20 protein-coding genes are annotated in these 25,157 nt (G+C 64.5%); 12 read left to right on the forward strand and 8 right to left on the reverse strand.

Going from position 1 to position 25,157, the window contains the following annotated elements:
• Positions 1 to 13: 13 nt before the first annotated feature.
• The 5 genes from truA to G453_RS23370 all read left to right on the forward strand — a co-directional run bounded on the left by truA (position 14) and on the right by G453_RS23370 (position 6,937).
• Complete coding sequence (truA, locus tag G453_RS23365) at positions 14 to 874, forward strand: tRNA pseudouridine(38-40) synthase TruA (RefSeq protein WP_051272255.1); 861 nt, start codon at positions 14 to 16, stop codon at positions 872 to 874.
• Positions 774 to 2,855: a hypothetical protein gene (locus G453_RS0110215; RefSeq protein WP_156920874.1), complete on the forward strand. Its 2,082-nt coding sequence runs from the start codon at positions 774 to 776 to the stop codon at positions 2,853 to 2,855. Before truA ends, G453_RS0110215 begins: the two co-directional genes overlap by 101 nt.
• A gap of 57 nt (positions 2,856 to 2,912) precedes the next feature.
• A complete protein-coding gene (gene panC, locus G453_RS0110220) occupies positions 2,913 to 3,758 on the forward strand; it encodes a pantoate--beta-alanine ligase (protein ID WP_027190994.1) in 846 nt (281 codons plus the stop codon).
• A gap of 186 nt (positions 3,759 to 3,944) precedes the next feature.
• A complete protein-coding gene (gene metK, locus G453_RS0110225; RefSeq protein ID WP_027190995.1) occupies positions 3,945 to 5,117 on the forward strand; it encodes a methionine adenosyltransferase in 1,173 nt (390 codons plus the stop codon).
• Between the two features lie 317 nt (positions 5,118 to 5,434).
• Positions 5,435 to 6,937: a diguanylate cyclase gene (locus G453_RS23370; RefSeq protein WP_205620062.1), complete on the forward strand. Its 1,503-nt coding sequence runs from the start codon at positions 5,435 to 5,437 to the stop codon at positions 6,935 to 6,937.
• A 249-nt stretch (positions 6,938 to 7,186) separates the two neighbouring features.
• Here G453_RS23370 and G453_RS0110235 read toward each other — a convergent pair whose 3' ends face one another.
• Positions 7,187 to 8,179, reverse strand: a complete 993-nt coding sequence (locus tag G453_RS0110235) for an NAD(P)H-dependent glycerol-3-phosphate dehydrogenase (protein ID WP_027190996.1) — start codon at positions 8,177 to 8,179, stop codon at positions 7,187 to 7,189.
• A gap of 160 nt (positions 8,180 to 8,339) precedes the next feature.
• On the opposite strand from G453_RS0110235, the gene ahbB reads away from it, so the two are divergent.
• The 3 genes from ahbB to G453_RS0110250 all read left to right on the forward strand — a co-directional run bounded on the left by ahbB (position 8,340) and on the right by G453_RS0110250 (position 10,359).
• Positions 8,340 to 8,819, forward strand: a complete 480-nt coding sequence (ahbB, locus tag G453_RS0110240) for a siroheme decarboxylase subunit beta (protein WP_027190997.1) — start codon at positions 8,340 to 8,342, stop codon at positions 8,817 to 8,819.
• Positions 8,820 to 8,821: 2 nt separating this feature from the next.
• Positions 8,822 to 9,925 (forward strand): AAA family ATPase, encoded by a 1,104-nt coding sequence (locus G453_RS0110245; RefSeq protein ID WP_027190998.1) that lies wholly within the window; start codon positions 8,822 to 8,824, stop codon positions 9,923 to 9,925.
• Between the two features lie 146 nt (positions 9,926 to 10,071).
• Entirely contained in the window at positions 10,072 to 10,359 is a 288-nt protein-coding gene (locus G453_RS0110250; protein WP_027190999.1) for a YciI family protein, read from the forward strand.
• Between the two features lie 198 nt (positions 10,360 to 10,557).
• Here G453_RS0110250 and G453_RS23375 read toward each other — a convergent pair whose 3' ends face one another.
• From G453_RS23375 to G453_RS0110280, 6 genes are all read right to left on the reverse strand, one after another.
• The gene (locus G453_RS23375) at positions 10,558 to 12,306 is read right to left on the reverse strand and encodes a M99 family carboxypeptidase catalytic domain-containing protein (RefSeq protein ID WP_051272258.1); all 1,749 of its coding nucleotides are present in this window, start codon (positions 12,304 to 12,306) and stop codon (positions 10,558 to 10,560) included.
• 40 nt (positions 12,307 to 12,346) lie between these two features.
• Entirely contained in the window at positions 12,347 to 13,123 is a 777-nt protein-coding gene (locus G453_RS0110260) for a hypothetical protein (protein ID WP_027191000.1), read from the reverse strand.
• Positions 13,124 to 14,419 (reverse strand): L,D-transpeptidase family protein, encoded by a 1,296-nt coding sequence (locus tag G453_RS0110265; protein ID WP_051272262.1) that lies wholly within the window; start codon positions 14,417 to 14,419, stop codon positions 13,124 to 13,126.
• 51 nt (positions 14,420 to 14,470) lie between these two features.
• On the reverse strand, positions 14,471 to 15,019 hold the full coding sequence (gene pyrE / locus G453_RS0110270) for an orotate phosphoribosyltransferase (protein ID WP_027191002.1): 549 nt from the start codon (positions 15,017 to 15,019) through the stop codon (positions 14,471 to 14,473).
• On the reverse strand, positions 15,016 to 16,311 hold the full coding sequence (purB, locus tag G453_RS0110275; RefSeq protein WP_027191003.1) for an adenylosuccinate lyase: 1,296 nt from the start codon (positions 16,309 to 16,311) through the stop codon (positions 15,016 to 15,018). Before purB ends, pyrE begins: the two co-directional genes overlap by 4 nt.
• 136 nt (positions 16,312 to 16,447) lie before the next feature.
• Positions 16,448 to 16,774, reverse strand: coding sequence for an FmdB family zinc ribbon protein (locus tag G453_RS0110280; RefSeq protein ID WP_027191004.1), 327 nt, complete (start codon positions 16,772 to 16,774; stop codon positions 16,448 to 16,450).
• 446 nt (positions 16,775 to 17,220) lie between these two features.
• Here G453_RS0110280 and G453_RS0110290 point away from each other — a divergent pair, with 446 nt between their 5' ends.
• Positions 17,221 to 20,025, forward strand: a complete 2,805-nt coding sequence (locus G453_RS0110290; RefSeq protein ID WP_027191005.1) for a glycosyltransferase family 39 protein — start codon at positions 17,221 to 17,223, stop codon at positions 20,023 to 20,025.
• A gap of 11 nt (positions 20,026 to 20,036) precedes the next feature.
• Positions 20,037 to 20,438, forward strand: coding sequence for a tetratricopeptide repeat protein (locus G453_RS23380; RefSeq protein WP_043645416.1), 402 nt, complete (start codon positions 20,037 to 20,039; stop codon positions 20,436 to 20,438).
• A gap of 170 nt (positions 20,439 to 20,608) precedes the next feature.
• On the opposite strand, the gene G453_RS0110300 is transcribed toward G453_RS23380, so the two are convergent.
• Positions 20,609 to 22,075, reverse strand: coding sequence for an outer membrane homotrimeric porin (locus G453_RS0110300; protein ID WP_051272265.1), 1,467 nt, complete (start codon positions 22,073 to 22,075; stop codon positions 20,609 to 20,611).
• Positions 22,076 to 22,430: 355 nt separating this feature from the next.
• On the opposite strand from G453_RS0110300, the gene hcp reads away from it, so the two are divergent.
• Positions 22,431 to 24,065: a hydroxylamine reductase gene (gene hcp, locus G453_RS0110305; protein ID WP_027191007.1), complete on the forward strand. Its 1,635-nt coding sequence runs from the start codon at positions 22,431 to 22,433 to the stop codon at positions 24,063 to 24,065.
• Positions 24,066 to 24,380: 315 nt separating this feature from the next.
• Entirely contained in the window at positions 24,381 to 25,142 is a 762-nt protein-coding gene (locus G453_RS0110310) for a hypothetical protein (RefSeq protein ID WP_027191008.1), read from the forward strand.
• The last annotated feature ends 15 nt before the right edge of the window (positions 25,143 to 25,157 follow it).

A 25,157-nucleotide genomic window follows, 5' to 3' on the forward strand; every position in this document is an offset into this window, starting at 1 on the left:
AGAGGCCCTGCCCATGAACGAGACCGTGCGCTTGAAACTGGTCCTGGCCTACCAGGGCACAGACTTTTCCGGCTGGCAGCTCCAGCCCGAGGGCTTCGGGCGCAGCGTCCAGGGCTGCGTGGAAGAGGCGCTGGCCCGCCTGGCCGGAACCTTCGTGCGCCTCCAGGGAGCCTCGCGCACCGACGCCGGGGTCCACGCCCTGGCCCAGACCGCCCACGTGGACGTCCCGGCGGACCGCGTGCACCTGCCCTGGCGCAGGGCGCTGAACGCCATCCTGCCGCCCGACGTCACCGTGATCTCCGTGGAGCGGGCCGCACCGCGCTTCCACGCCCGCGCCTGCCCGGCCATCAAGACCTACACCTACACCTTCTGGCACGAGAACGGCTTCCTGCTGCCCCAGCGCAGGGCCTTCGTCTGGCCAGTCGGCCCGCTTGATTTCGCGGCCATGGAGCACGCCGCCCGCGAGTTCGTGGGCACCCACGACTTCGCCGCCTTCCAGAACGCGGGCACGCCCGTCGTGTCCACCGTGCGCACGGTGGACGCCATCGTGCGGCGCGAGACCTGCCAGCCTTACGAGTCCGTGTGGGCCGTCACCGGCGGGGGGTTCCTCAAGCAGATGGTGCGCAACATCATGGGCTGCCTGGTGGAAGTGGGCAGGGGTAAAGCAAACGCCCAAACCGTCCGATCTCTTCTGGCGACGAAGGACAGAACCCTGGCCCCGCAGACCGCGCCCGCCAGGGGCCTGTGCCTGGAACGCATGGAGTTCTGCGACAGTGAGCGACAGCCCGGTGAAACCGGTCCTGAACGAGACCGCACTCACGACCGCCCAGGTGAAGAGGGACTGGGCGGCACGGGAGGTCTTGTCCCGCACTGAGGACGCCAAGGACCGCTCCCTGCGCCAGAACTGGTCCAACCAGACCATTCAGGGACTGGACCGCAAGCTCTCCGAATTCGAAAGCGCCCTCTCCTCCTTCGCCTGGCCCACCTCCCCGCCCCCCTGGGGCGAGTCCCGGCTGGTTACCGGCGCGCAGGACGCGCGCGGCAAAATGAGCGGCACCGTCCGCGCCACGGACCAGTCCACGCCGGAAGTGAAGATCGTGTCCGGCGGCTTCAACGCCCTGGCCAGAACGGACATCGCCGCAGGAACCTACACCTTCGACCTGACCCTGGGCGGCGAGACCGAAACCCTGTCCGTGGACGTGGCCGCTGGAGACACCTGGGGAGACGTGCTCTCCGGGGTCAGGGACGCCGTGAACGACGCTCCCATCGCGGCGCGCGCCGACGTGGTCTACCAGAACGCCGCGTTCCAGCTGAACCCGGACATGGCCGGGACCGGCTCGGTGCTGACACTGTCGGTGAATCCCGACCGGAAGAGCCAGGATCTCCAGGTGGCGGACGTGTCCGGTTCGCTGCTGTCGTCGCTGCGGCTTGCGGCCACGCGCAACCCCATAGGCCCGGCCAGCGAGCGGGAGTACACGGTCACCGGCCTGCAAAAGGCCCTTCCCACGTACTTCTCCTCCACCCCGGTGGACCCGCGCGCAGCCACCACCCTGTCTACGGGCCGCCACGACCTGGCCTACACTGTAGGCTCCGGGGGCAACGCCGACCAGCCCGGAAGCTACATCTCGAAGGCCTACGACCCCACCCAGGCCACCACCGTGGCAGCCGGGACCTACACCTTCACCTCGGAGTACGACGGCGAGACCCGCTCGCACTCCGTGACCATCGGCTCCGGCTGGACCTGGGGCGACGTGCTGCGCACCGTGGGGGCCGAAGTGAACGCCCAGCCTGCCTGGGTGGTCACCGCCAGCCCCGCGATGAGCGCGCCCTCCACCACGTATTCCCAGCCCGGCGTCAGTGCGTCCGTGGACTACTGGCCCATTCCCACCGCGCAGCAGGGCGTCACCACCGACGGGCAGTCCCTCACGGTGCGCGCGGACAAGGCGGACGGCTTCGCTTTGTCCGACACTTCCGGGGGGCTCCTCTCCGCCCTTGGCCTGACCACGCGCCTGGACGGCCCCCCCGTGTCCTTCAATGTGAGCTCGGGCGACACCTGGCGCGACGTGTACAACTCGGCGGCCACGGCCCTGAACGGCTCGCAGACGCATTTCTCTGCCCAGGTGGAGACCACGCGCATCCCCTCCACCGTGACGCCCGGCAAGGACCTCTGGCACGAAGGAGCCTATCTCTCCATCATCCAGAGCGGGCAGCGCATCGGGGAGCGGGTGAACCTGACAGACGGGCGCACCGGGGCGCTGGCCACCATGGGGATCATCGGCAACCAGCGGCCAGGCCAGGACGGCAAGATATTGGTGAACGGCCGCGAGCAGGTCTCGGAGAACAACACCTTCAGCCAGGACCAGGGCCGGGTGCTCCTCACCCTGGAGGACAGCTTCGGCGAGGCCCTGCCGCTGTCTGTGACCTCCGGCATGGATCAGGTGCAGAAGAGCTGGTCGGCCATCACCGACGCCTGGAACGGGCTGGCCAAATACCTGCGCAACAACGCCGACCTGCTGGACCACGCGCTCGGTGCAAAGCTGGAGGCCCCCCTGGCCGCCCAGGCCGGGAACCTGCGCTGGCTGGGCGTCTCCAGCATGGGAAAGAGCGGACAGCTCTGGACCAACCTGGACACCTTCTGGAACTCCCTCTCCGCCGACGCGCAGCGCTCCCGCGCCACCCTGTGGGACAAGCCCGTCGGGCTGGTCCCGGCGTGGCAACAGGCCGTGGCGGACATCCGTGGAAACAGCCTGGACGGCTGGCTCAAGCCCGAATCCGCCTTCGATTCCCTGCGCCCGAACCTGACCAGCGAGTTCCAGCTGGAACAGAAGCACCGGCTGGTGAAGCTGCTCGGGTAGACACGCTCCACGCATGGGAGTAGGTTCCCCGCGACTTCACGCCAACGGGAATCCATCATGCAAATCATCACTTCTCCCCAAGAATTCCAGGCCCTATGCTGGTCCTGGCGCTGCCAGGGCCTAACCTCGGCCTTCGTCCCCACCATGGGCTACCTGCACGCGGGCCACGTCTCGCTGTTCGAGTGGGCCAGGGCCAACTCGCAGAAAGTCGCGGCCAGCATCTTCGTCAACCCCACGCAGTTTGGGCCGAACGAAGACCTGGACCGCTACCCGCGCGACCCCGAGGGCGACGCGGCCAAGGCCCGCGCCGCAGGCGTGGACGTGCTCTTCATGCCCGAACCCGGCGCGATGTATCCGCCCGGCTTCGCGACAACCGTCAGCGTGTCCGGCCTGACCGAGGCGCTGTGCGGACGCTCCCGCCCCGGCCACTTCGCTGGCGTGACCGGCGTGGTCTCCAAGCTCCTGATGCTGGCCATCCCCACCACCGCCGTGTTCGGCTGCAAGGACTGGCAGCAGCTGGCCGTGATCCGGCGCATGGTGCGTGACCTGGACATCCCCGTGGCCATCGAGGGCCGCCCCATATTTCGCGAACCAGACGGGCTGGCCATAAGCTCGCGCAACGTCTACCTCTCCCCCAAGGAGCGCGCCCAGGCCCCGTCCATCCATCAGGGGCTCCTGCGGGCCAAGGCCCAGGTGGCTTCGGGCGAATCAGACGCGGCTAAAGTCCTGGCCGATCTGGCCGATTTCTATGGACAGTCCATGCCGGACGCCGTTGTGGACTATCTGGAATGCGTGCACCCCGAGACCATCGTGCCCCTTCAGAACGTTAGCGGGCCAGCGCTGCTGGCCGTGGCGGTCAAGTTTCCCGGCGCGCGCCTTATCGACAACATGCTTTTGCACTGAGCCGTCACATCGCGGCAGAAGCCGCCACGCGTCTCTCAAGAAAGATATAGAAAAGACACCCGAAGCATTTGACAAGACTTTACGACTTGTGACACATGGCCTAGCGGCCTTTTTGGGCCGCTCACTGTGTTTTCATCGCCGGTTCCTGACTGGAACGGGCGCATTTCTTCCCTGGGAGGAACCTTCATGGTTGCTGCTTCTAAAGGCAAGTATCTCTTCACTTCCGAATCCGTCACCGAGGGCCACCCCGACAAGGTCGCGGACCAGATTTCCGACGCCGTCCTGGACGCCATTTTCAAGCAGGACCCCGAAGCCCGCGTGGCTTGCGAGACCCTGGTCACCACTGGTGTGGCCTTCATCGCCGGTGAAATCACCACCTCCGCCTTCGCCGATTTCGCCAGCATCGTGCGCGAAACCGTGAAGGAAGTGGGCTACAACAGCTCCCAGATGGGCTTTGACTGGGAGACCTGCGCGGTCATCTCCTCTGTGGACAAGCAGTCCGCCGACATCGCCCAGGGCGTGGACCGCACCAAGCCCGAAGAGCAGGGCGCGGGCGACCAGGGCATGATGTTCGGGTTCGCGGTCAACGAGACCGACACCCTCATGCCCGCCCCCGTGTACTACGCCCACAAGCTTTCCCGCCGCCTGGCCTATGTGCGCAAGGAGAACATCCTCGACTTCCTGCGCCCCGACGGCAAGACCCAGGTCTGCGTCGAGTACCAGGAAGGCAGGCCCGTGCGCATCGACAACATCGTCGTCTCCTCCCAGCACAACGAGCACGTGGCCTACGACGACCTGGTGGACGCCATCAAGGCCGAAGTCATCCACAAGGCCCTGCCCGAAAGCCTGCTGGACAAGAACACCAAGATCTACATCAACCCCACCGGACGCTTCGTCATCGGCGGCCCCCTGGGCGACTGCGGCCTGACCGGACGCAAGATCATCCAGGACACCTACGGCGGCATGGGCCACCACGGCGGCGGCGCCTTCTCCGGCAAGGACCCCTCCAAGGTTGACCGCTCCGCTGCCTACTTCGCCCGCTACGTGGCCAAGAACGTGGTCGCCTCCGGCGCCGCCCACCGCTGCGAAGTGCAGATCGCCTACGCCATCGGCGTGGCCGAGCCCGTCTCCGTGCTGGCAAGCTCCGGCGGAACCTCCGACTTCTCCGACGAAGTCCTGACCCAGGCCGTGCGCGAAGTGTTCGACATGCGCCCCTACTTCATCACCAAGCGCCTGGACCTCAAGCGCCCCATCTACGGGCTGACCTCCTGCTACGGCCACTTCGGCCGCGAGTTGCCCGAGTTCACCTGGGAAAAGACCGACGCCGTTGCCGACCTGCGCACCGCGCTGAAGATCTAGCCTCAGGCCGCAAAGGCCACACGGCCAAGCATTGCAAGCCGACGGGACGACAGTCCCGTCGGCTTTTTTCGTTTCCTGAAGGGCTCGCGCGCCTCGCAGCCCCGGCCAAGAGACAGTTCCCGGATTTGCCCCCGGGCATGTCTCCGGTTTGCGGACACTGGCGCATCGGCCCGCGGCAGCAATTCCGGCCTCGACTCCTTCGTTCTCTTGGCATATACAGTGTTGGGGAAAAGTTGCATCATGAGCGCATCCACTGGCCATGCGGTCTGCAACGGCCCTCGCATTTGCCGTTCTTCACTGGCAGGACTGCGCAATACGTGTTCACATTGTTTCCCGATCTCGATCGACCTGTCACCATGCATGAACACCCACACCATCCGCGCCGCAATCACACACGCTCGCTTTACGCATGCCTGCTGCCCCTGGCGTTGCTCTTCGCACTGACCTCTCTTGCGACCCGATCTTTCGCCGCAGACGTCGCGCTCACGGATCTTGAACGCTATTATGTCGAGACCAATGGAGAAATATTGCTTTGCGTCGATCCGGACTGGGTTCCCTTTGAATCCATAAATGAACGCGGAGAACACCAGGGCATTGCAGCTGACCTGCTGAAGCTCGTGTCCGAACGGACCGGCCTCAGATTCAAGCTGGTGCAGACACAAACCTGGGAAGAGAGCCTGGACTATTCCAAGTCAGGCAAATGCCAGGCCCTGAGTTTCCTGAACGAGACGCCGAAACGCAAAGAATGGCTGGTGTTCAGCGAGCCCATTTTCACGGACGTCAACGTCTTCATTACCAGAGAAGAGCATCCCTTCATATCCGATCCCGGAGCGCTGACCGGCGAGACGCTCGTGTTGCCGAAGGGCACGGCCATGGAGGAGTTCATACGCAAGGACTACCCCAACCTCCGCATCATCACCGTCGATACGGAAGCGGAAGCGTTCCAAATGATCTCCGAGCGCAAAGCGAACATGACCATGCGTTCGCTCATCGTGGCCGCCTACACGATCAAGAAAGAGGGCTGGTTCAACCTGAAAATTTCCGGGCAGCTTCCCGGCTACACAAACCGACTGCGCGTGGGACTGACAAAAGACAAGGCCAATCTTCTCGACATCATCAACAAGGGAATTCTCTCCATCAGCGGCCAGGATCGCGGCGCGATAATCGACAAGCACATCTCCATCAACGTTCAGACCGTCACCGACTACTCTTTACTCTACAAAGTTGCAGGCATCCTCTTGTTTGTCATCGCTGTCGCGGCCTTGTGGGTGCGCCAACTGAGAGCCCACAACAAAGAGCTCACGCTGATATCGCAGACTGATGCGCTGACCAATGTGTCGAACCGCTTGAAGTTGAACACCGTGCTCAGCTATGAGTTCGCGCGCGCCAAGCGCAAATGGCACCCGCTGTCCGTGCTCCTGATCGACCTGGACCACTTCAAGAAAGTCAACGACGAGCTTGGCCATATTGCCGGGGACACCGTCCTGAAAGAGGTGAGCCGGATATTGGCGTCCCAGGTGCGCAGCATTGATGTTGTCGGGCGGTGGGGTGGCGAGGAGTTCCTGATCATTTGTCCGGATACGGACACTCCAAGCGCCATGATCGTTGCCGAGCGAATCGTCCATGCAGTCAGCCAATTCACATTCACCTGCAACAGGTCGCAGACCATAAGCATTGGTGTCGCCTCGCTCTCCGAGAACGACACCCCGGACACCCTGCTGAACAGGGCGGACGAGGCGCTTTACATTGCCAAGAGCGACGGCCGGAACTGCGCCCGCGCTGCGTTCACGTGCCTGGACTGCCTGAACCAGCCGCAGTAGGCTGCGTCGATTCATGTCTTAGCGCGACGCCTTTCTTGTTGATACTCACAATTTGGACCATCAATGTTCTTCGGCTGTTTGACCTGACACGTTCGTTCTCCGCACGATCACCCATAAGAACATCCGAACCGAGCCCTCGCACACCTGCTGCCTTTCCTGCCACTCACCAAACACAAAAGCGCCCGCAGGGTCACCCCCACGGACGCTCGATTCCCCTCACTCTCTCAGCCCGTGCCGGACTTAACGGCCCTACTCGTCGCGCAGCGCCCTGGTCATCAGCTCGCGCACGGCCTGGGCAGGGTCCTTGCCTTCGTACAGCACGGCGTTGACCTGCTCGGTGATGGGCAGGTCCACCTTGAGCTTCTGGCTCAAGAGGTGCACGGCCTGGGTGGTCTTCACGCCTTCTGCCACCATCTTCATCTCGGACAGGATGTCCATGAGCTTCTGGCCGCGCGCCAGGCGTTTGCCCACCTGACGGTTGCGCGACAGGTCGCCGGTGCAGGTCAGCACCAGGTCGCCCAGGCCCGAGAGCCCCATGAAGGTCTTGGGGTCAGCCCCCATCTTGGCCCCCAGGCGGCCCATCTCGGCAAGACCCCTGGTGATGAGCGCGGCCCTGGCGTTGGTGCCGAAGCCCAACTCGTCGGACACCCCCGCCGCGATGGCGATGATGTTCTTCACCGCGCCGCCAAGCTCCACGCCGCGCACGTCCTTGTTGGTGTAGACGCGGAAGGTGTCCGTGGCGAACAGCTCCTGCACTTCCTTGGACAGATCCTTGTCCTTGCAGCCCAGGCTCACGGCCGTTGGCATGCGCCGGATCACCTCGTAGGCGAAGCTCGGACCGGAGAGCACGCCGAAGCGGTGCTTCTTGCCGCCCATGGCCTCCTCGCACACTTCGGACATGGTCTTGCCGGTGTCCAGCTCGATGCCCTTGCTGGCGCACACGATGGCCGCGTTCTTGGGCAAAAGCTCGCGGATGTCGCCCAGAACCGGGCGCATGAACTGGCTGGGCACGGCCATCAGGAACAACTGCTTGCCCGCGCAGGTCTGCTCCAGGTCGTTGGACGTCTTGAGGTTCGGCGACAGCTTCACGCCGGGCATGTACCAGGAGTTCTCGCCCTTGGACTTGAACTCCGCCAGCAGTTCCCGCTCGCGAAGCCAGATGGTGACGTCGACGCCTTTATGGGCCAGCAGGTCGGCCAGGGTGGTGCCCCAGCTGCCGCCGCCGATCACTGCTACTTTCATGGGTTCTCCACGGATATCCGTCGATGTTGTTTTCGTGGCTTCACGCGCGCTCGCGCGTTTCGCCGCGATTGCAACTAGCACATGAACCCGGTAGAGATAAAGGCGTTATCGGCGTGTCCCGCCGATGCCTGCGCTTCGCGCCAGACTTCAAGGAGCGGCAATGACCAAAGCCAAAGAATTCACCGAGGCCCAGAAACGCGTCCTCTCGCTGGTCCAGGGCGACCTGCCCGACGGACCCGAACCCTTCGCCGAAATCGCCAAACAGGCCGGAGTGACCCAGGAGGAAGTGCTGGAGCTTCTCTCCGGCATGAAGGAACGCGGCGAGATCAGGCGCTTCGGAGCCACGCTTCGCCACCAGAAGGCCGGATACGGCTGCAACGCCATGGTCGCCTGGTACGTGGACGACGCCGACATGGACCGCATCGGGGCCTTCATGGCCGCGCGCCCGGAAATATCCCACTGCTACCACCGCGTGAACTGCATGGACTGGCCCTACAACCTCTACACCATGGTCCACGCCAAGAGCCGCGAGGAGTGCAGCGCCACCATCGCCGAGCTGGCCCGCCTCTCCGGAGTCGAGGAGCACGACGTGCTGGAGAGCCGCAAGGAATTCAAGAAAACCAGCATGCGGTACTTCTAGCCATGCCCATCCTGCCCAAGGACATCCACGCCTTCATGGCCCAGCGCGTGCTGGGCCAGCGCGACGTGCTGCGGCTCATTTCCGTGGCCGTGTACAAGCACGTCTCGGGCATCCGGGCAGGCAACATCCTCCTGGTGGGCAACTCCGGCACCGGCAAGACCACCATCATGAAGACCATCCACCGCTTCTACCACGAGCACGACGAGATGGCCCCCTTCAGGGTGATGGCCGTCCTGAACGCCAACATCCTGGCGGGCGAAGAGGGTGACATCCGCACCGCGCGCCTGTTCACCGCCCTGGAAGCAGCCGTCAAGAAGCAGCTCGGCGAAAACGTGGACCGCGAGACCATGCGCCAGGGGCTCCAGAACGCCACCGTCTGCCTGGACGAGGTGGACAAGATCTCCGCGCGCATCTCCGGCAAGCCAAACCCCATCGGCATTGCCCTCCAGCAGGCCCTCCTGACCATCCTGGAAGGCGAAACCATCATGGTGCCCGTCACGGTCACAGAAAACGGCCAGGAGGTCGCCACGCACGTCCCCGTGGACACCGGGCGCATGCTCTTTGTGTGCGGCGGCGCGTTCGAGGAACTCTACGACCAGGTCTACAGCCTCATCATCAACCGCAAGGACGACCGCCGCCTGAAGGAAACCACCGAGCTCCAGCGCACCCTCGAAGGCGAGGTGCGCGTCACCGCCGTCACCCGCTTCAAGCTGGTGGACTACATGCGCCTCTCGGACATGTTCGCCTACGGCATGCTGCCGCAGTTCCTGTCGCGCTTCACCTCCATGGCCATCCTGGACGACCTGGCCAAGGAAGACCTGGTGCAGATACTCATCGCCGCGCAGGACTCGCCCCTGCGACACTGCCGCGACTTCTTCGCCTCCATGGGCATTGAGCTGCGCGTCACCCAGGAGGCGCTGGAGATGATCGCCGAGCACGCCCTGCGCAACACCCGCATCGGAGCCAGGGCGCTGCGCGAGATATTCAGCCGGATTATGGCCGACGCCGAGTTCGACCCCTTCGGGCAGAAACGGCTCCAGAAGACCGAACAGGGCCATTCGCTGACCCTGGACCGGGCCATGGTGCTGGAACGCTTGAACAGGTGATACTGGGGCTTCGCCCCAGACCCCACCAGGGCTCCGCCCTGGACCCTCAGTTAGCTTTGCGGGATGTGCTGCTGACATGCAGAAATGCCCGCACCTTGCGATCAAAGTTTCAATGCCCCCAGAACCCGTATGAAATTGGAGAGATCATGTTTGTGATCGTGCTGGAGTATGCGAAGCCGCTGGAGGAAGTAGACCGGTGGCTTGAGGAACATCGGGAATTTTTGCGGGAGAACTACGCGCTCGGGCGCTTCATAGCTTCGGGTCCGTGCGTGCCCAGGACAGGCGGTGTGATCCTGGCTCGCGGATGCAGCAGATGCGAACTGGACGCGATCCTCGAGCGCGACCCATTCAAGCGCGAAGGTGTGGCCGCCTATAGCGTCATGGAGTTCGACGCCGTCATGACCGATCCGGCGTTCGCTCCCTTCGTAAAATAACACCGGCTTATCCCAACTCTCCGCCGGGATAAGCCGCTTTGGGCGTTCCAGGCGGTTCACGCCCCCGCTCCTCCCAACTCAACCCGCCTGCGCACGACGCGAAGCTTATAGCCGGGTCCAGGGGAGGCTTCTCCCCTGGCGGGTCAAGGGCAGAGCCCTTGCGGGGTCTGGGGCAGAGCCCCAGCCTCTCCCCTCCGGTCAGGGCGCGACGCGGCTGGCCATGGACAGCGCCACGCGTCCGGTGACGGGCATCTTACCCATCTCGGCGAACGTCGTGGCCTGCCTGAGCACCAGTTCGTCCTTGTCGGCCACCTGGAAGGTCTGTCCGATCTTGACCGGATACTTCCCGGCGAACAGCTGCACCATGCCTGCGGGGCCGTTGCCGCGCACGTCCTTCAAGGTGTAGCGCCCAGGTGCGAGATGCATGTGCTTTCCAGGCGTCCAGGCCAGGGAGATTTCCCTGCCGTCGGCGGTGGCCAGGATCAGCGACTGGACCTCGCGCGGATGCACGCGGATGGTGAACTTGGCGGCGGGTTCCTTGGGCGTCTCGCGCACAACTTCGCACAGGAACACGCCGTTGTCCTGCTGGGTCATGAAGCGCGGCAGGAAGCTCTTGGGATCCAGGATTATCTCCTGTCCGGCGTCCTGGCCGTCGTTCTTGCCCACGCGGGTGACGTAGCCCTTAAGGTTGAGGACTTCGTCCTTCTTGCTGCCCCGCACACCTTCCAACACCAGTTGATCGCCCTGCACGGCGTCGAGCACGTCGCCGGACTGCACGGTTTTCAGCTGTCCGCCCAGCCAGAAGACAAAAGCGGGCGGGCCGGATGTCTGGGCGGCGGGCCACGTGCCGGTCCACTCCAGGGTGGCCTTGCCGAGCGGGACGCCGTCGGCGCGCACGTCCAGGGTCTGGAACGGGGCCATGGGCAGGCGGGGGGCCTTGGCGAGGTTGAAGCCGGGGCGGTCCGAGGCGAAGACAGCCGTGACGGGGCTCATGGATTCGCTCCCGGCGGGGGCTTCGCAGCGCACGTCAAGCGGCGCTCCTGGCGAGACCTTGATGCGGGCCGGGGCGCTGGCGGTGGATTCGATCTCGCGTCCGTTGATCACCACCTTGAGGTTGCGTCCCGGATAGGTCTTCATATCTTCGGGTGCCAGACGCGGCGCTTCAAGCTCCACGCCGAACTGGCGCAGGAAGAGCACGGTGGCTTTCAACTGCTGGGCGGTCTTCCAGGAGAGGTCCGGAATGTTCTTGCTGACCTCCACGGCCACGGCGGGGATGCCCACGCTGGACAGGGCGTAGTAGGTCAGGGACTTGCGCTGCTCCAGGTATTTGGAGCGGTCGTTGAAGGTGTCCATGTTGAAGAGCTGGAAGGCGTAGTCCTTGGGCGCTAAGCCGTCGTTCAGCTTCACGAGCACCTGGCGCACCAGGCGTTCCAGCTGCACGGAGCGCTTGTACTCCGTGGTGTCGATGATGACGGACTGGCCGTAGCGCATGGGGCCGCGCAGGTCGGACTTGCGCACGGGATCGTAGAAGCCGGAGCCTTCGTGCAGGTGCACCAGGGCCTGGCTCTGGGCCACCAGATAGCGGATGACGCGGGCGAGGCGGTCCTCGTAGAATTCGTTGTAGTCTTTGTCGAAGCGGCGGTTCAGGTCCACGTTGATGGCGCGCTTGCGCTCATGGATGGAAGGGGGGTTGGCCCGGGGCACGATTATGACCGTGCCGCGCGTGACCTTGGCCCTGGTGAGCAGCTGGGCGGTGAGGAATCCGGCGGACTCGTCGCCCTGGATGCCGCCCTGCACCATGACCGTGGGGCCGGGCTTGTCGCCCCTCAGGAAGTGCACATCCAGGGAATACTGCGTGCCGGGGAAAAATGTGTGCATCTCCGCCCGGGCCTGGGCGCAGGGCAGGGCCAGCCACAGGGCGGCGGCCAGAACGCACGGGAAGAGCATGATCCGCAGGGACCGCAACCGGGCAGCGCGGCCTGGGCGGTCAGGGAGTCTGGGCAAGCGGATACGTCTCGCTGAAGATGGTCTTTCCTGAAGCATTGGTGAGCACCAGCCTGACTGCGAAAATTGAGCCGGGTTCCAGGCCCTGGGGAATCGGGGCCAGGGCCGCGACCTGCTTGAAGCGCTGAATATTGAACCCCAGATCGTCCTTGCCGGTCTGCAAGGGGACCATGTTGCCCTCGCGGCTGACAGCCAGGAGCTGGCCGTTGCCCGAGAGCGCCTGGGGCATCAGGTTGGAGAGGTCGAATCCGTAGCTCAACCCCTTGGGCTCGACCTTGGCGCGGAAGTTCTCCACGCCCACCTGTCCCAGGTCCACCTTGCCCATCACGCCGGCCAGATCGAATCCGGCGGGGCGTTCAGCGGGGGCGCTGTTCTTGGCGGCTTCCTTGGGTGCATCCTTCGGGGCATCCTTGGCAGGCTTGCCCTGATTTTTCGTTGCGGTGGATTCCAGCCCCATCCCGGCCAGCAGCTGGGAGAGCTCGTTGGCGTCGGAGGTCTGGAGGAGTTTCTCGATGTTCTGGAGCCGCTCCAGCTTCAGGAGCGTGTCGGACAGGCGTTTCTCGACCTCGCGACGCTCATTCTGCATCTCCTGGCCGCGCCGCCAGAACTCGTACGCGGCGAACAGGCCTCCGGCGGCGCACAGCGTCACGAACACCATGAGGTAGGTGACCGCGCGAATCCAGCCGGAGCGGATGCACAGGCGTTTGGCCGGTTCCTGATCGCGAAACCAGATGAGGTTGAGCTTGCCGGGGGGGGCCATTTACATCTTGCTCCAGTCCTCGTCCAGGATGGCCCAGCCGTCGCCCACGGGGCCGAAGACCATCTTCTTTTTGCCCTTGTCGGCCACGCCGTCCTTGCTGGCGTACTCCTGGATGAATTCCACCAGCACGCCCTCCTGGGCCAGGGTGAACTTCATGTCGCGGATGGCGACCTTTTTGGGGGCCTTGTTGCCGTTCCAGATCTGCTGCTTGTGTTCGCGAATGGCGGTCGCGCCCTTGCGGTCGCCCTGGGTGGCGTTGGGACCGTAGAACTGCATGTACTCGGCCACCTTCCCCTTTTCCCAGGCCTGGCGCCAGGCCTCGACCACCTTGGTCACGTCGCCGCGCACGCGGGCCAGGTACTTGCCTTCAAGACCCAGGGAGGTCTCGGCATACTCCACGCCCACGATCACGAAGCGGCCCTGCTCGTTACGCTGCCAGTAGAGACGCTTGACGCCCTCGCTGGCCAGCGTCGGGGAACGGTACAGCTGGCCGAAATAGGTGACCCAGTAGTCGGGTCCCTGCACGGCGCGCACGTCGTCGATCAGCACGTGAATCCAGGGAAGCTTGGAGAAAAGCTGGCGCTTCTGGCTGCGGAAGGCGTCGAAGGGTTCGCCGGTAGCCACGGAGTACTTGGCTGCGTCATGAAAGGCGAAGAAGTCTTCGGACTTGCGCGACCAGGCCTTGGCCCACTCCAGGGTGGCGGCAACCACTTCCTGGGCCTCCTTGGCGGCAGCGGGGGCGTCCTTGGACCAGTGGACCTCGTTGGCGATGACCACGGGCAGCACGCGCTTGGTGAACTGGGGGTCCAGTTCCTTGATGTCGGGGTTGTTCAACGCCACGCAGCCCCGGCTTTCCATGGGGGTGATGGGCCTGCCCCGCCCATGGATCCAGATGCCCGAGCCTTTGCGGCCGTTGATCACGTCGATGGGATTGGGGTAGTTCAGCGTGAAGGCCAGGTCGCCGTAGAGACCGTAATCCAGGCCGCCGTTGATGCGTTCGCGGATGAAATAGACGCCTTCGGGGGTCTTCAGGTCGCCCTCTTTCCATTTGGTGCCCGGCTCCTGCCCGGTGGTGCAGGGCAGCTGCTTGATGGGCTGCAAAGGGCTCTGCTGCTCGAAGAACCAGAAGGTCTGCGAGGACTTGTCCACGGCCAGGAACCTCTGGGGGCCGTAAGGGTCGGCCCGCAGGCTCACCGCCCAGCCTTCGCCGGCCAGGGAGGCGGTTGCCGAGGACAACAGCAGGAAGACGGCAGCGACGATACCGGAAACGGATGTGATGGCGTGGGACAGTGCCACGGTCTGGCTCCTCCTTGAGTCGACGGTGGGCTTGAACGGGCTCAACTACCTTTAGCCTTTGGCCGCGACGAGATCGGCTCGGGTGAAGATGGCGTTGAGATCGTACCCGGCGGCTGCCAGGTTCTCGCGACCGCCTTCCTGGCGGTCAAGCACGGCCAATACCGCCACGATGGTCAGTCCGGCGTCGCGCACGCGCTCGCAGGCCTTGAGGAGCGTGCCGCCCGTGGTGACCACGTCCTCCAGCATGGCGACCTTGTCGCCGGGCTGGAAGTTGACGAGCCCTTCAAGAAACTGGTTGGTCCCGTGCCCCTTGGACTGCTTGCGCACGATGAAACCGGGCAGGGGGCGCTTGCCAATGTAGGACATCACGGTGACGGCGCTCACCAGGGGGTCGGCCCCCAGGGTCATGCCGCCCACGCCCTGCACGTCCAGGCCGGAGAGCATGTCGCAGAAGATGTTGCCCAGCAGGTAGGACCCTTCAGGATGCAGGGCCGTGGGCTTGCAATCGAAATAATAGTCGCTCTTGCGACCCGAGGTGAGGACGAAATCGCCTTCGCGATAGGACTTGTCGAGAATGATTCTGGCTAACCGCTGTTTCACGCCCCGAACACCCTTTTGTAGATGGCGTCTTCCTCTTTGAGGAAGTTGGCCGGATTGAACAGTTCGTCCAGCATTTCGTGCCCCAACGCATTGGCGATGGCCGTATCACGCCGGACCTCATCGGCAAAGAGCTTTTTTTCCGTCCAACAGCGCATGGCGATGGCCTGAACCTGCTCATAGGCCTGCTGACGGTCCATTCCCTTGTCGATAAGCGAAAGCAGAACAGCCTGGGAGAAGAACAGCCCGTAGGAGCCCCACAGGTTGCGCTCCATGTTTTCCTCGATGATGCGAAGCCCGGAAAGCAGGTTGGCCAGACGGTGCAGCATGTAGTCGGCCAGTATGGTGGAGTCGGGCATGATGACGCGCTCCACGGAGGAGTGCGAGATGTCGCGCTCGTGCCACAGGGCCATGTTCTCCATGGAGGCCAGCGCGTTGGTGCGCAAGAGGCGCGACAGTCCGGCCAGGTTCTCGGCGGAAATGGGGTTCTTCTTGTGGGGCATGGCCGAGGAGCCCTTCTGCCCCTTGCCGAAGCCCTCTTCCACTTCCAGCACCTCGGTGCGCTGCAAGTGCCGAAGCTCCACGCACAGCCGTTCGATACCGCCGCCAAGAAGGCCCAGGGCGGTGAAGAACTCGGCGTGGCGGTCGCGCTGCACGATCTGGGTGGACACCGGGTCCGGGGTCAGGCCCAGTATGGCGCAGGCGCGCTCTTCCAGCTCAGGCGAGAGATAGGCGTAGGTGCCCACGGCTCCGCTCATCTTGCCCACGGCCACGCTGTCCACGGCGCGCTTCACGCGCTCGCGGTGGCGCAGGAACTCCGCGTAGAACACGGTCATCTTCAGGCCGAAGCTGGTGGGCTCGGCGTGGATGCCGTGGGTGCGGCCCATGCACAGGCGGCCCTTGTGGGCTTGAGCCATGTCCTTGAGCACGCCGAGGAGCTTGTCCAGCCCGTCCAGGATCATCGCTCCGGCGCGCTTGAGGAGCACGCCGTTGGCGGTGTCCACGATGTCGGAGCTTGTGCAGCCCAGGTGGATATAGCGGGCCGAGGGGCCGACGATCTCCTCCACGTTGGTCAGGAAGGCGATGACGTCGTGGCGGGTGCGCTCCTCGATCTCCAGGATGCGCTCCACGTTGATGTCTGCCTTGTCGCGGATGGTCTGCATGTCCTGGGCGGGGATGCGCCCCATGGCGCACCAGCCCTCGCAAACGGCCAGTTCCACTTCGAGCCAGACCCGGAACCTGTTCTCAAGGCTCCAGAGTCGGCCCATTTCCGGGCGGGTGTAGCGGTCTATCATGTGTGCCGTGGGTTGCTAGTGGCTCCCCCCGGTCGGCAAGGGCCTTTCGGGAGTGCGCCGTTTGACGGGATGGCCGCGCGGCGGGCGGGGCCTGTAAACCAGCGAGGCAGCCGAAGCTGCCCCGCAGGATCAAAAATCAGTTGGAACAGCCGCCCGATGCGCAGGTCGGCGCGCAAGGCTTGGCTTCGGGAGCGGCTTCGGCCTTGGCCTCGGCCTTGGGCGCGCATGACGCGCCAGCACCCGTTGAAGCGGGCGAAGCGGACGACCCTGACGAGTCCCCCGCAGGCTTGGAATACAGATCGGAATACCAGCCGCCGCCCTTCAGGACGAAAGACGAACTGGAAATGAGACGCTCGGCCTTGCCGCCGCACACGGGGCAGGGTACCTGGCGCTCCGTGAAGTCCTTCTGCCATTCCTCGAAAGTCTGCTGACATTCCTGGCAGCGGTATTCGTAGATGGGCATGGCTTCCTCCTTGAACAAACTCGGCGCAATTCGTAACGGCGCAGGAATAAGACGCCGGAGCGCGGTTGTCAAACAACTCTCACGGACGGCGGTATCTCGGCAGACCTGCGCTGAATGGCCACGACAGGCCACGGGACAAGACACGCGCGCCGATGCGGCGGACGTCCCGCCGTGCGCGGCGTGGGCCTGAAACGTCCCGGCATTCCGGGACGCTCATGCAACAATCGGAAAGCTTAGGACTTCTTGGCGGCCTTGGCTTCGCGGATGCGCTCTTTCATGCGCTCCATGCGGCGTTTGCGGCGGCGGTCCAACTCTTTCTTGCGTTCGATCTTCTTGTGAGCCATGGGTCGTTCCTCCTGGCGGTAATCGCTCGAAAAAAGTCACCTACGGATTTGGAAGCCCACTGTCCAGCTGTTTTTTCCCCGCAAACCTGTTACAGATGCTTCGTGTCACATTCACGCGCAAGAATCATACTGCTCGCCATCGTCGTCTGTGTCGCCGCCGCCCTGCGGCTGGCCTGGCTGGAATCCATCCCCCTGTGGTGGGACGAGTTCGTCACCCTGGGCCGGGCGCGCCTTCCCCTGGGCGAGCTGTGGCAGAGCCTCTCCTTCCAGGGCCCCTCGGACTCCTCCCTTGATTCCTCCCCGCCGCTGCTGCACGCCATCGTGCATTACGCGCTCGAACTGGGCAGCGCCACCGAGACCTGGGTCAAGCTGCCTAGCGCCGTTTTCGGAACGCTCACGGTGCTGGTGCTGTACCCGCTGGGCACACGCCTGTACCGGGGGCGCGCCGGGCTCTTCGCCTCGGCCCTGCTGGCCCTGTCGCTCTACCACATCCACTACAGCCGCGAGGCGCGGCCCTACTCGCTCTATCTGCTGCTTGGCGTCACGTCCCTGTGGCTTCTCTTGCGAGCGCTGGAAAAGAACCGCTTCCCGGACTGGGCCGCCTACGCCCTGGCAGCCGCAGCCACGCTCTATTCATCCTACCTGGGCGGGGCCAGCCTGGCCGCCCAGGCGGGCTACGTGCTGATGCTGGGGCTCGCCCGCCAGCTGCCCGCCAGGACGTTCCTGGCCGCCCTGGGCGCGTTCGCCGCCACTGCGCTGGCCTACGCCCCCTGGCTGCCGGGCCATCTGTTCCACATGCAGCTGATCGCCTCGCCCGGCGAGGGCATGGGCCTCAGTTTCGAGGTGCTGCGCCGGGCCATGCTGGAATACTCCGCCCAGGGCACCCTGTATCTGGCCTGCGCCGGTCTGGGGCTGGCCGTGGGCATCCCGCGAAACCCCAAAGGGACCGCCCTGCTGCTGCTCTGGACGTGCCTGTCTCTGGCGGCGGTGCTCTTGATGCGCACAGGCATCACGGACACCCCGCGCGCGCTGTTGAACTTCGTGCCCGGCCTGGCGCTCCTGGCCGGGGCCGGAATCGACATGCTGGTGCGCGGCGTCTCCCTGGCCCTCCCGGACCGCGCCGCCGCGCTCCTGGGCCTTGCTGCGGCAGTGGCCGTCAGCCTGCCGGGGCTGGCCGGGCCGGGCTCGCTGGCCGAGTACTACCGCCGCGACCAGCACTCCGTGCGAGACGACCTGCTGGCAGTGGCCGAGGCAAAAACCAACATCGACGCCCTGGCCTTCCCGCGAAACCGCCATCTGAAAATGTTCACGCGCTGGTACCTGCCCGGCGTGTTCGACGACCTGAGCTCCAGCGACGCCGTACCCTACCGGCGGGTCCTGCTGCTGGCCGGGCAGGACTTCACGCCTCCGGGCCTTGGCAACCCGGAGACCTTCGGAGATCTGTCCGGCTACCGCCTCGGCCTGGTGAACCTGAGTCCCCTGGACTGCGCCGGACCCTGGCGCGCGGACTTCTCCGGCATGGACTTCTACCGCGAGGCCGAACGCTTTAACAACATCGGGCCGGACCTCTTCCAGAAAACCCTCAGCCTCTACAACCCGAACCGCCCCGGTCTGGCCCTGTGGCGGTTCACGGCTCCCATCGGGGGCTTCAAGGCGGATGTGCCCTTGCGCTGCCGCCTGCGCCTGTCCCGCAGCAAGGCCACGCCCGCGCCGGACGCCTCGGCAATGATACTGGCCGGGAACGGACCTGACACCCTGACGGAGCTCGCCCGCGTCACCCAGGCCGATTTCCCGCCGGACGCCCTGGTTGGCGAAACGGAAATATCCCTGGCCATCCCCAACCCCGGCGACAGCGACCTGTTCCTGGCCGTGGCCCTGGAGCCCGGAACCGTCCACGGCAACCTGGAGCCCGTCTCCCTGGAGATCGACCTGCCCCCCGACGGCGCCGCCGCCCGGCATGTCCTTAAGGCCGAACGCATCAAGGCGCGGCTGAACATCGCCACCTGGACTCCCGGTCTGGTGCGCGCAGGCGACGACGCCCTCTACGCCTTCGCTCCGGACGACCCGGCCCTGGCGGACTTCCTGGCCGCGCACCCCGGCATCGCGCCCGTGGCAGAGCTGCCCGGATTCATACTGTTCGACCCGGCCCTGGCCCGTCCGCTGCTGGACGTCCCCGGCCCTGAGTTCCTCTTCACCCCCGGCACGGTCCAGGGAGTCAGCGTGTCCGGCAGATTCGCCGGGCAGACCGTCGCCTTAGGAGACGCCGCCCTGCGCCTGCCCACCGCGCCAGACGGTTCGCTCCTGCGCCTCGCGCCTTCCGGGGCTGGCAGGCTGCGCACCGTGATGGACTTCACCGGCCCCGTCTCCTGGGACAGGCAGGTCTTCACGCAGTTCAACGTGGAGAAGTCCGCCTCGGAGCCGTACCTCAGCTGCAAGGGCGAGAACAGCTGCTTCGTCGTCTATGCGCTGGAGTCTCCGGCCCCCATCCGGGCCGTGCGCATGGTCTACTCGCCCGAAGCCTACGGCGAACCCGGCCAGACCAACGGAGCGCGCCTGTCCCTGTCCACGGACGGCAATACCTACCGCGAGCTGGATTCCTTCAGCGTCTCCGGCTCGGAGCTCTGGGAGGGCGGCAAGCGCCGCGTGGCCTGGGTCACGCTGAAAGAGCCCGCCCAGCGCGTCTACCTGCGCCTGGAGCTCACCAGCGACAAGGCCCGCCTGCGGGCCGCGCCCGGCTCTCCCATGCGCCTGGACGCCTGGCTGGACCCCGTCCCTCTGCTGGCGGGCAAACTGCCGCTCGTCCTGCCTGCGAAGCCCCTGCGCGGCGCGAGCACCGGCGACCCCGTGTCGGTTTCGCTCTCCCCCGAACCTCTGCCCGACCTGGACCGACTCCTGGCCCCCCATTGAGGCACCACGCCATGCGCCCCCTCCTCCCATGCTTCGCCCTGATGGCCACCCTGCTCTGGACGCCCTTTCCCGCCAGCTCGCAGGAGACGCCTGACCAGACACCCGGCGACCTCTTCGCAGAGGGCTACCGGCACCTGACCGGCCAGGGCGTCCCCAAAGACGCCACCCGCGCCGCAGCCTCCTTCCTGGAGGCCGCCCGCATGGGCGAGCCCCAGGCGCAATTCCAGCTCGGCATCATGTTCATGGACGGACTCGCCGTGCCCCGCGACCTTCTGTGGGCCTGGTTCTGGCTCGACCGCGCCCACGACCACCCCGACCTTCCCGACGCAGCCCGGCAGCTGGCCCAGGGCAGGCTCGCGACGGCCACGCTCCTGCTGACCGCTGATCAGAAGAGGCGTCTGGGCATCAACTGAGGAGAGTTGAGAGAGGGGAGGCAGGAAGTCGGGAGCGATGGCGCGCCGTGAGTAAGCGGCGGCTGCGGGATTCGATCATTGAGGCCTAAGAAGGCCTCCGGCGGCCAAAGGGCTACGCCCTCTGGACACCCATTTCGCTTCGCGGGATATGGCGGCATGCTGTCACGGGATCAAAAACTATAGAGAAAACCTGCGGCGACCTTCCACGAGTCCTGCGCGGCGTTCACGAACCGCGCCCCCCAGATGCTCTTTTGCAGGCCGCCAGGGTGCGCGAACCCCGTCTCCACGATCAGCTTGAGCTGCGGGGTCACCGCGTAGGCGTGATCGAAGTTCACGCCCATCAGGTACTCGTTCACGCTCAGGTTCTTGCCCATGGTCACCATATAACCGGGACCGTTCAGGGCCACGGAGCGCCGAAGCGGCGCGGGATCGTTTGTGCCGCGCATGTACACCGCCGTCAGGCGCGAGGAGAGGTCTTCCATCAGGGACATCCTGTCCAGGGTGACGCCGATTCCCCAGGCCCCGATGGGGCTCGCATACACGCTGGTGGAGTTGTCGAAGGTCTGCCCGGTGCTGAACAGGTAGGAGCCGCCCGCGTTCCAGGTGCGCACCAGGGCAGGCATGCGCTCTGACCCGTTGGCGATGTCCGCGTCCTCGCCTGTGGACCACCAGCCGAACACACGCGGCGTCACCCGGTCGAACCCCGTGTACTCCAGGGCCATGTCCGCGAACAGGCCGCGCCGCTTATTCTTGCCCGCATCCCCCAGGCCCCCGCTTGCGCCTATCAGGTCGGCATAAAGAGCCACGTTCTGCACGGCCAGCTTTGAGGCCGCCCCGCCCCACAGGGTCGACGCCGTGTCCTGCCGGTAGCCCGGCCTGCCCGCGAAGTAGCCCAGGGAGTAGAGCTCCTGGCGGATGTAGCCCAGGTCCGGCGCGCCGTCCGGGCTGCCGACGTAGGGGTGCGCCCCTTGCGCGTTCATGGACAGGGCCAGCGCGGTCCAGGGCGTCACGGAGAATGTCTCCGAGCTGAAGGGCAGGCTGAGGAACGCCATGTCCAGGATGTTGCGCGGGGATGCGGCCACGTCCTCCAGGGCGTTCACGTAGGAGAGCGGCCTGCCGTAGCCCAGGATCAGGTCGGCCCACTCGGCCAGGGGAATCTTCGCGGCCAAGGCCCCCAGCTCCGTGTCCATCACCACGCTGCCGTTGAAGGCCTCGGACTGCGGCAGGGTCACGGTCTGCTTCCCGGCGGTCACCTGCACGTCCGTGCCCGGCACCGTGAACTGGAGATACGCCTTGAACACCTGCACCGACACAGCCGGGTTGTCCACGGTGAGGTAATCGTTTCCCCAGGGTGTGTTGTTCACCTGGAGCCACAGGGTGAACCCCAGGTTGTCCCCCTGGGTGACGTCCGTGCGCAGACGCAGCCGCTGCCACAGGGCGAAGGCGTCCTCGGTCTGCGTCCCGTCCGTGCTCCAGCCGATGAAATTGCGGTTCCTGAAGGACGCGCCGTACACGTAGTGCTCGCCGGACATGCGCACCTGGGCCGGCTCGGCCCGGCCCTCGCCAGCCAGAAACAAAGCCAGGAACGCCAGCGCCAGCGCCTGGGCTCGTGCCAGAGTGTTGTGCCCTGTCATCATGTTGCGTCCATGCCCGATTGCATCATGAATCCACACTACGGGCATACCCCTTTGCAGGTCCAGCAGGCACGCCCGCAGGTTATCGCCGAAAAAATGGCGGACAAGATGACCTGAGCATGCTATGTCCTCGACAATTCCTTGTGCAATCATGCCCTGACCCATGCCGGGCGGGCCTTCCAGCCGCTCCGCCGGGATTGACGGTGTTCCCTGCTCAGGAAATTTCAGTAATCGGGAGAAAAATCATCTTTTTTATCCCGCGCGTGATTCAGGTCACATCTGGTTGTCCGGAAGCGGCCTATTGATGTTGCCAGACGAGGCAATCAGACAACAACCCTTACGGAGGACGACTATGAATATGTTCTGTTATCAGTGTGAGCAGACCAGCCACGGCAAGGGCTGCGACAAGATTGGCGTGTGCAGCAAGGACGAGACCACCTCCAACCTTCAGGACCTCCTGGTTTACGCGCTGCGGGGCCTCTCCCTGGTGGCCGAGGAAGGCCGCAAGGTCGGCGTGGTTGACGTAAACGCAGACCGCCACGTGCCCGCCATGCTCTTCTCCACCCTGACCAACGTGAACTTCGATCCCGCCCGCTTCCAGGCCTGGATCAAGCAGACCGTCCAGCTGCGCGACGCCCTGGCCGCCAAGGTCAAGGCCGCTGGTGGAACCATCCCCGGCCACGCCACCGTCACCTTCACTCCCGCCGCCGACCTGGCCGGACTGATCGCCCAGGCCTCCGAAGGCAAGGGCGGCATGAAGGACAATCCCGACACCGATCCGGACATCGTGTCGCTCCAGCACATGGTGCTGTTCGGCCTGAAGGGCGTCGCCGCCTACGCCGACCATGCCCGCATCCTCGGCGTCGAGAACAAGGAAATTTACGACTACATCCACGAGGCCATGGCCGCCGCCACCAAGCCGGGCCTGGGCATGGACTACTGGTTCAACTCCTGCATCCGCTGCGGCCAGGTCAACCTGCTGGCCATGGAAGCGCTGGACAAGGGCAACACCGACACCTACGGCCACCCCAAGCCCACCGGCGTGCCGCTGGGACAGATCAAGGGCAAGGCCATCCTGATCACCGGCCACGACCTGAAGGACCTGGAAGAGCTCCTGAAGCAGACCGTGGGCAAGGGCATCAACGTGTACACACACGGCGAGATGCTGCCCACCCACGGCTACCCCAAGCTGAAGGAGACCTACCCGCACCTCTACGGCCACTACGGCACCGCCTGGCAGAACCAGCAGAAAGAGTTCGCCGCCTTCCCCGGCGCGGTCCTCTTCACCACCAACTGCCTGATGAAGCCCGCCCAGTCCTACGCGGACAACGTCTTCACCCACGGCCTGGTCGGCTTCCCCGGCATCAAGCACGTTGAAGGCTACGACTTCTCCGCCGTGATCGAACACGCCCTGAAGATGCCCGGCTTCACAGCCGACGCCCCCGGCAAGCAGGTGCTCACCGGCTTTGGCCGCAACGCGGTGCTGGGCGTCGCCGACAAGGTCATCGACGCCGTGAAGTCCGGCGCCATCCGCCACTTCTTCCTGGTGGCAGGCTGCGACGGCGCCAAGCCCGGCCGCAACTACTACACCGAGTTCGTCGAAAAGCTGCCCCAGGACACCGTGGTCCTGACCCTGGCTTGCGGCAAGTTCCGCTTCTTCGACAAGGACCTGGGCAACATCGGCGGCATCCCGAGGCTCCTGGACATCGGCCAGTGCAACGACGCCTACTCCGCCATCCAGATCGCCGTGGCCCTGGCCGGAGCCTTCAAGTGCGACGTGAACGAGCTGCCCCTGTCCATGATCCTGTCCTGGTACGAGCAGAAGGCCGTGGCCATTCTGCTGACCCTGGTGGCGCTCGGCATCAAGAACGTGCGCCTGGGACCCAGCCTGCCCGCCTTCATCACCCCCAACGTGCTGAAGGTGCTGGTGGACAAGCTGAACATCATGCCCATCACCACCCCGGACGAGGACATCAAGGCCATCCTGGGCTAGTTGACAGATAGTTTCCCATCCTCCACCACCAACCACCCGCAAACCGGAAACGGCCGACGCGAAAGCGTCGGCCGTTTTCGCGTCTGCACGGATTGCACCTATTCTTGTAAATGGATCGAGGAAACAGCAAGCGGTACAAAACTCAGAAATGGCGGCTACACGCCAACACTGAATGTCAATTGCTTATACCAGTTTATTGACGTATATATTTAATTTGACAGGAATATCCTTTCTTGCAATGCCAGTCCATCGGATTATGGCATTCGCCACCGCCTCTCGACTCACCTCTTTTCACTAACGCAAGGAGGTACCACCATGAGACGGTCTTTTCTTCTGTTCGTCCTGATTTCACTGCTCCTCACCCTGACTCTCCCCGCACGCGCAGCTGACCAGCCATCAGCTGCACCTGGCCCAACAATTGTGCCAGTTATCATGCAACTCGCCATTCCCCCACCTCAGGATGCGAAACAGTCGGGCATACCCCACGAGCCCATGCCTGAAGAGCTTCTCTATGGTGTCCTTTCTGTTGGATACGCATTGGTTGGTTTCGCTGTTCTTTTCATATTCCTGAAACTGCGCTCCGATCAGCAGTGGTCCTTAGGACGCGCACTTTCAGAAAACACGGTAATGGAACAACAAGACGATGAAGCCCAATGCAAGAAGAAACTGGTTTATATCGATCTGCCGAGTTCCAGCAGACTCATCGCTTTCCTGGGCATGATCGTACTCCTTTCGATTTTTCTGGCATTGGGAACGGTGATGGTCTGGACGCTGGGCAGGACAGGAAAAATCACGTCAATGGGCGACGCCCAAGGTTTCCTGTGGGCGGGGCTTAGCATGTTCGCCCCGTATCTGATCAGCCAAAGCAAGGATGCACTCAAGGCGTTCGGGTGTGATCCCGCCGTGACTCCACCGACCACGGGAAAAGCACACCAGCCAGACGGGACTCGCTCGACCCCAGCCCCCAATGCAAGCCCAGCACCGAAGCCATCACCCGGTCCTTCCCCTGTCATGGTCCCGGCCCCATACACCCCCCCTGCACACAGCGGAGGCAGTGGACAAAGCCAGAATGGCTAAGCCTGGGTAGGCAAC

It is taken from the genome of Fundidesulfovibrio putealis DSM 16056 (genome assembly GCF_000429325.1).
Taxonomy (GTDB): domain Bacteria; phylum Desulfobacterota; class Desulfovibrionia; order Desulfovibrionales; family Desulfovibrionaceae; genus Fundidesulfovibrio; species Fundidesulfovibrio putealis.

Coding starts and splice junctions, on each gene's coding strand:
- G453_RS0110300 (WP_051272265.1), bottom strand. CDS start 22,075: ATGATGACAGGGCACAACACTCTGGCACGAGCCCAGGCGCTGGCGCTG.
- G453_RS23380 (WP_043645416.1), top strand. CDS start 20,037: ATGCGCCCCCTCCTCCCATGCTTCGCCCTGATGGCCACCCTGCTCTGG.
- G453_RS0110280 (WP_027191004.1), bottom strand. CDS start 16,774: ATGCCCATCTACGAATACCGCTGCCAGGAATGTCAGCAGACTTTCGAG.
- G453_RS0110260 (WP_027191000.1), bottom strand. CDS start 13,123: ATGGCCCCCCCCGGCAAGCTCAACCTCATCTGGTTTCGCGATCAGGAA.
- G453_RS0110235 (WP_027190996.1), bottom strand. CDS start 8,179: ATGAAAGTAGCAGTGATCGGCGGCGGCAGCTGGGGCACCACCCTGGCC.
- G453_RS23375 (WP_051272258.1), bottom strand. CDS start 12,306: ATGCTCTTCCCGTGCGTTCTGGCCGCCGCCCTGTGGCTGGCCCTGCCC.
- G453_RS0110250 (WP_027190999.1), top strand. CDS start 10,072: ATGTTTGTGATCGTGCTGGAGTATGCGAAGCCGCTGGAGGAAGTAGAC.
- hcp (WP_027191007.1), top strand. CDS start 22,431: ATGTTCTGTTATCAGTGTGAGCAGACCAGCCACGGCAAGGGCTGCGAC.
- G453_RS0110310 (WP_027191008.1), top strand. CDS start 24,381: ATGAGACGGTCTTTTCTTCTGTTCGTCCTGATTTCACTGCTCCTCACC.
- panC (WP_027190994.1), top strand. CDS start 2,913: ATGCAAATCATCACTTCTCCCCAAGAATTCCAGGCCCTATGCTGGTCC.
- ahbB (WP_027190997.1), top strand. CDS start 8,340: ATGACCAAAGCCAAAGAATTCACCGAGGCCCAGAAACGCGTCCTCTCG.
- G453_RS0110245 (WP_027190998.1), top strand. CDS start 8,822: ATGCCCATCCTGCCCAAGGACATCCACGCCTTCATGGCCCAGCGCGTG.
- truA (WP_051272255.1), top strand. CDS start 14: ATGAACGAGACCGTGCGCTTGAAACTGGTCCTGGCCTACCAGGGCACA.
- metK (WP_027190995.1), top strand. CDS start 3,945: ATGGTTGCTGCTTCTAAAGGCAAGTATCTCTTCACTTCCGAATCCGTC.
- purB (WP_027191003.1), bottom strand. CDS start 16,311: ATGATAGACCGCTACACCCGCCCGGAAATGGGCCGACTCTGGAGCCTT.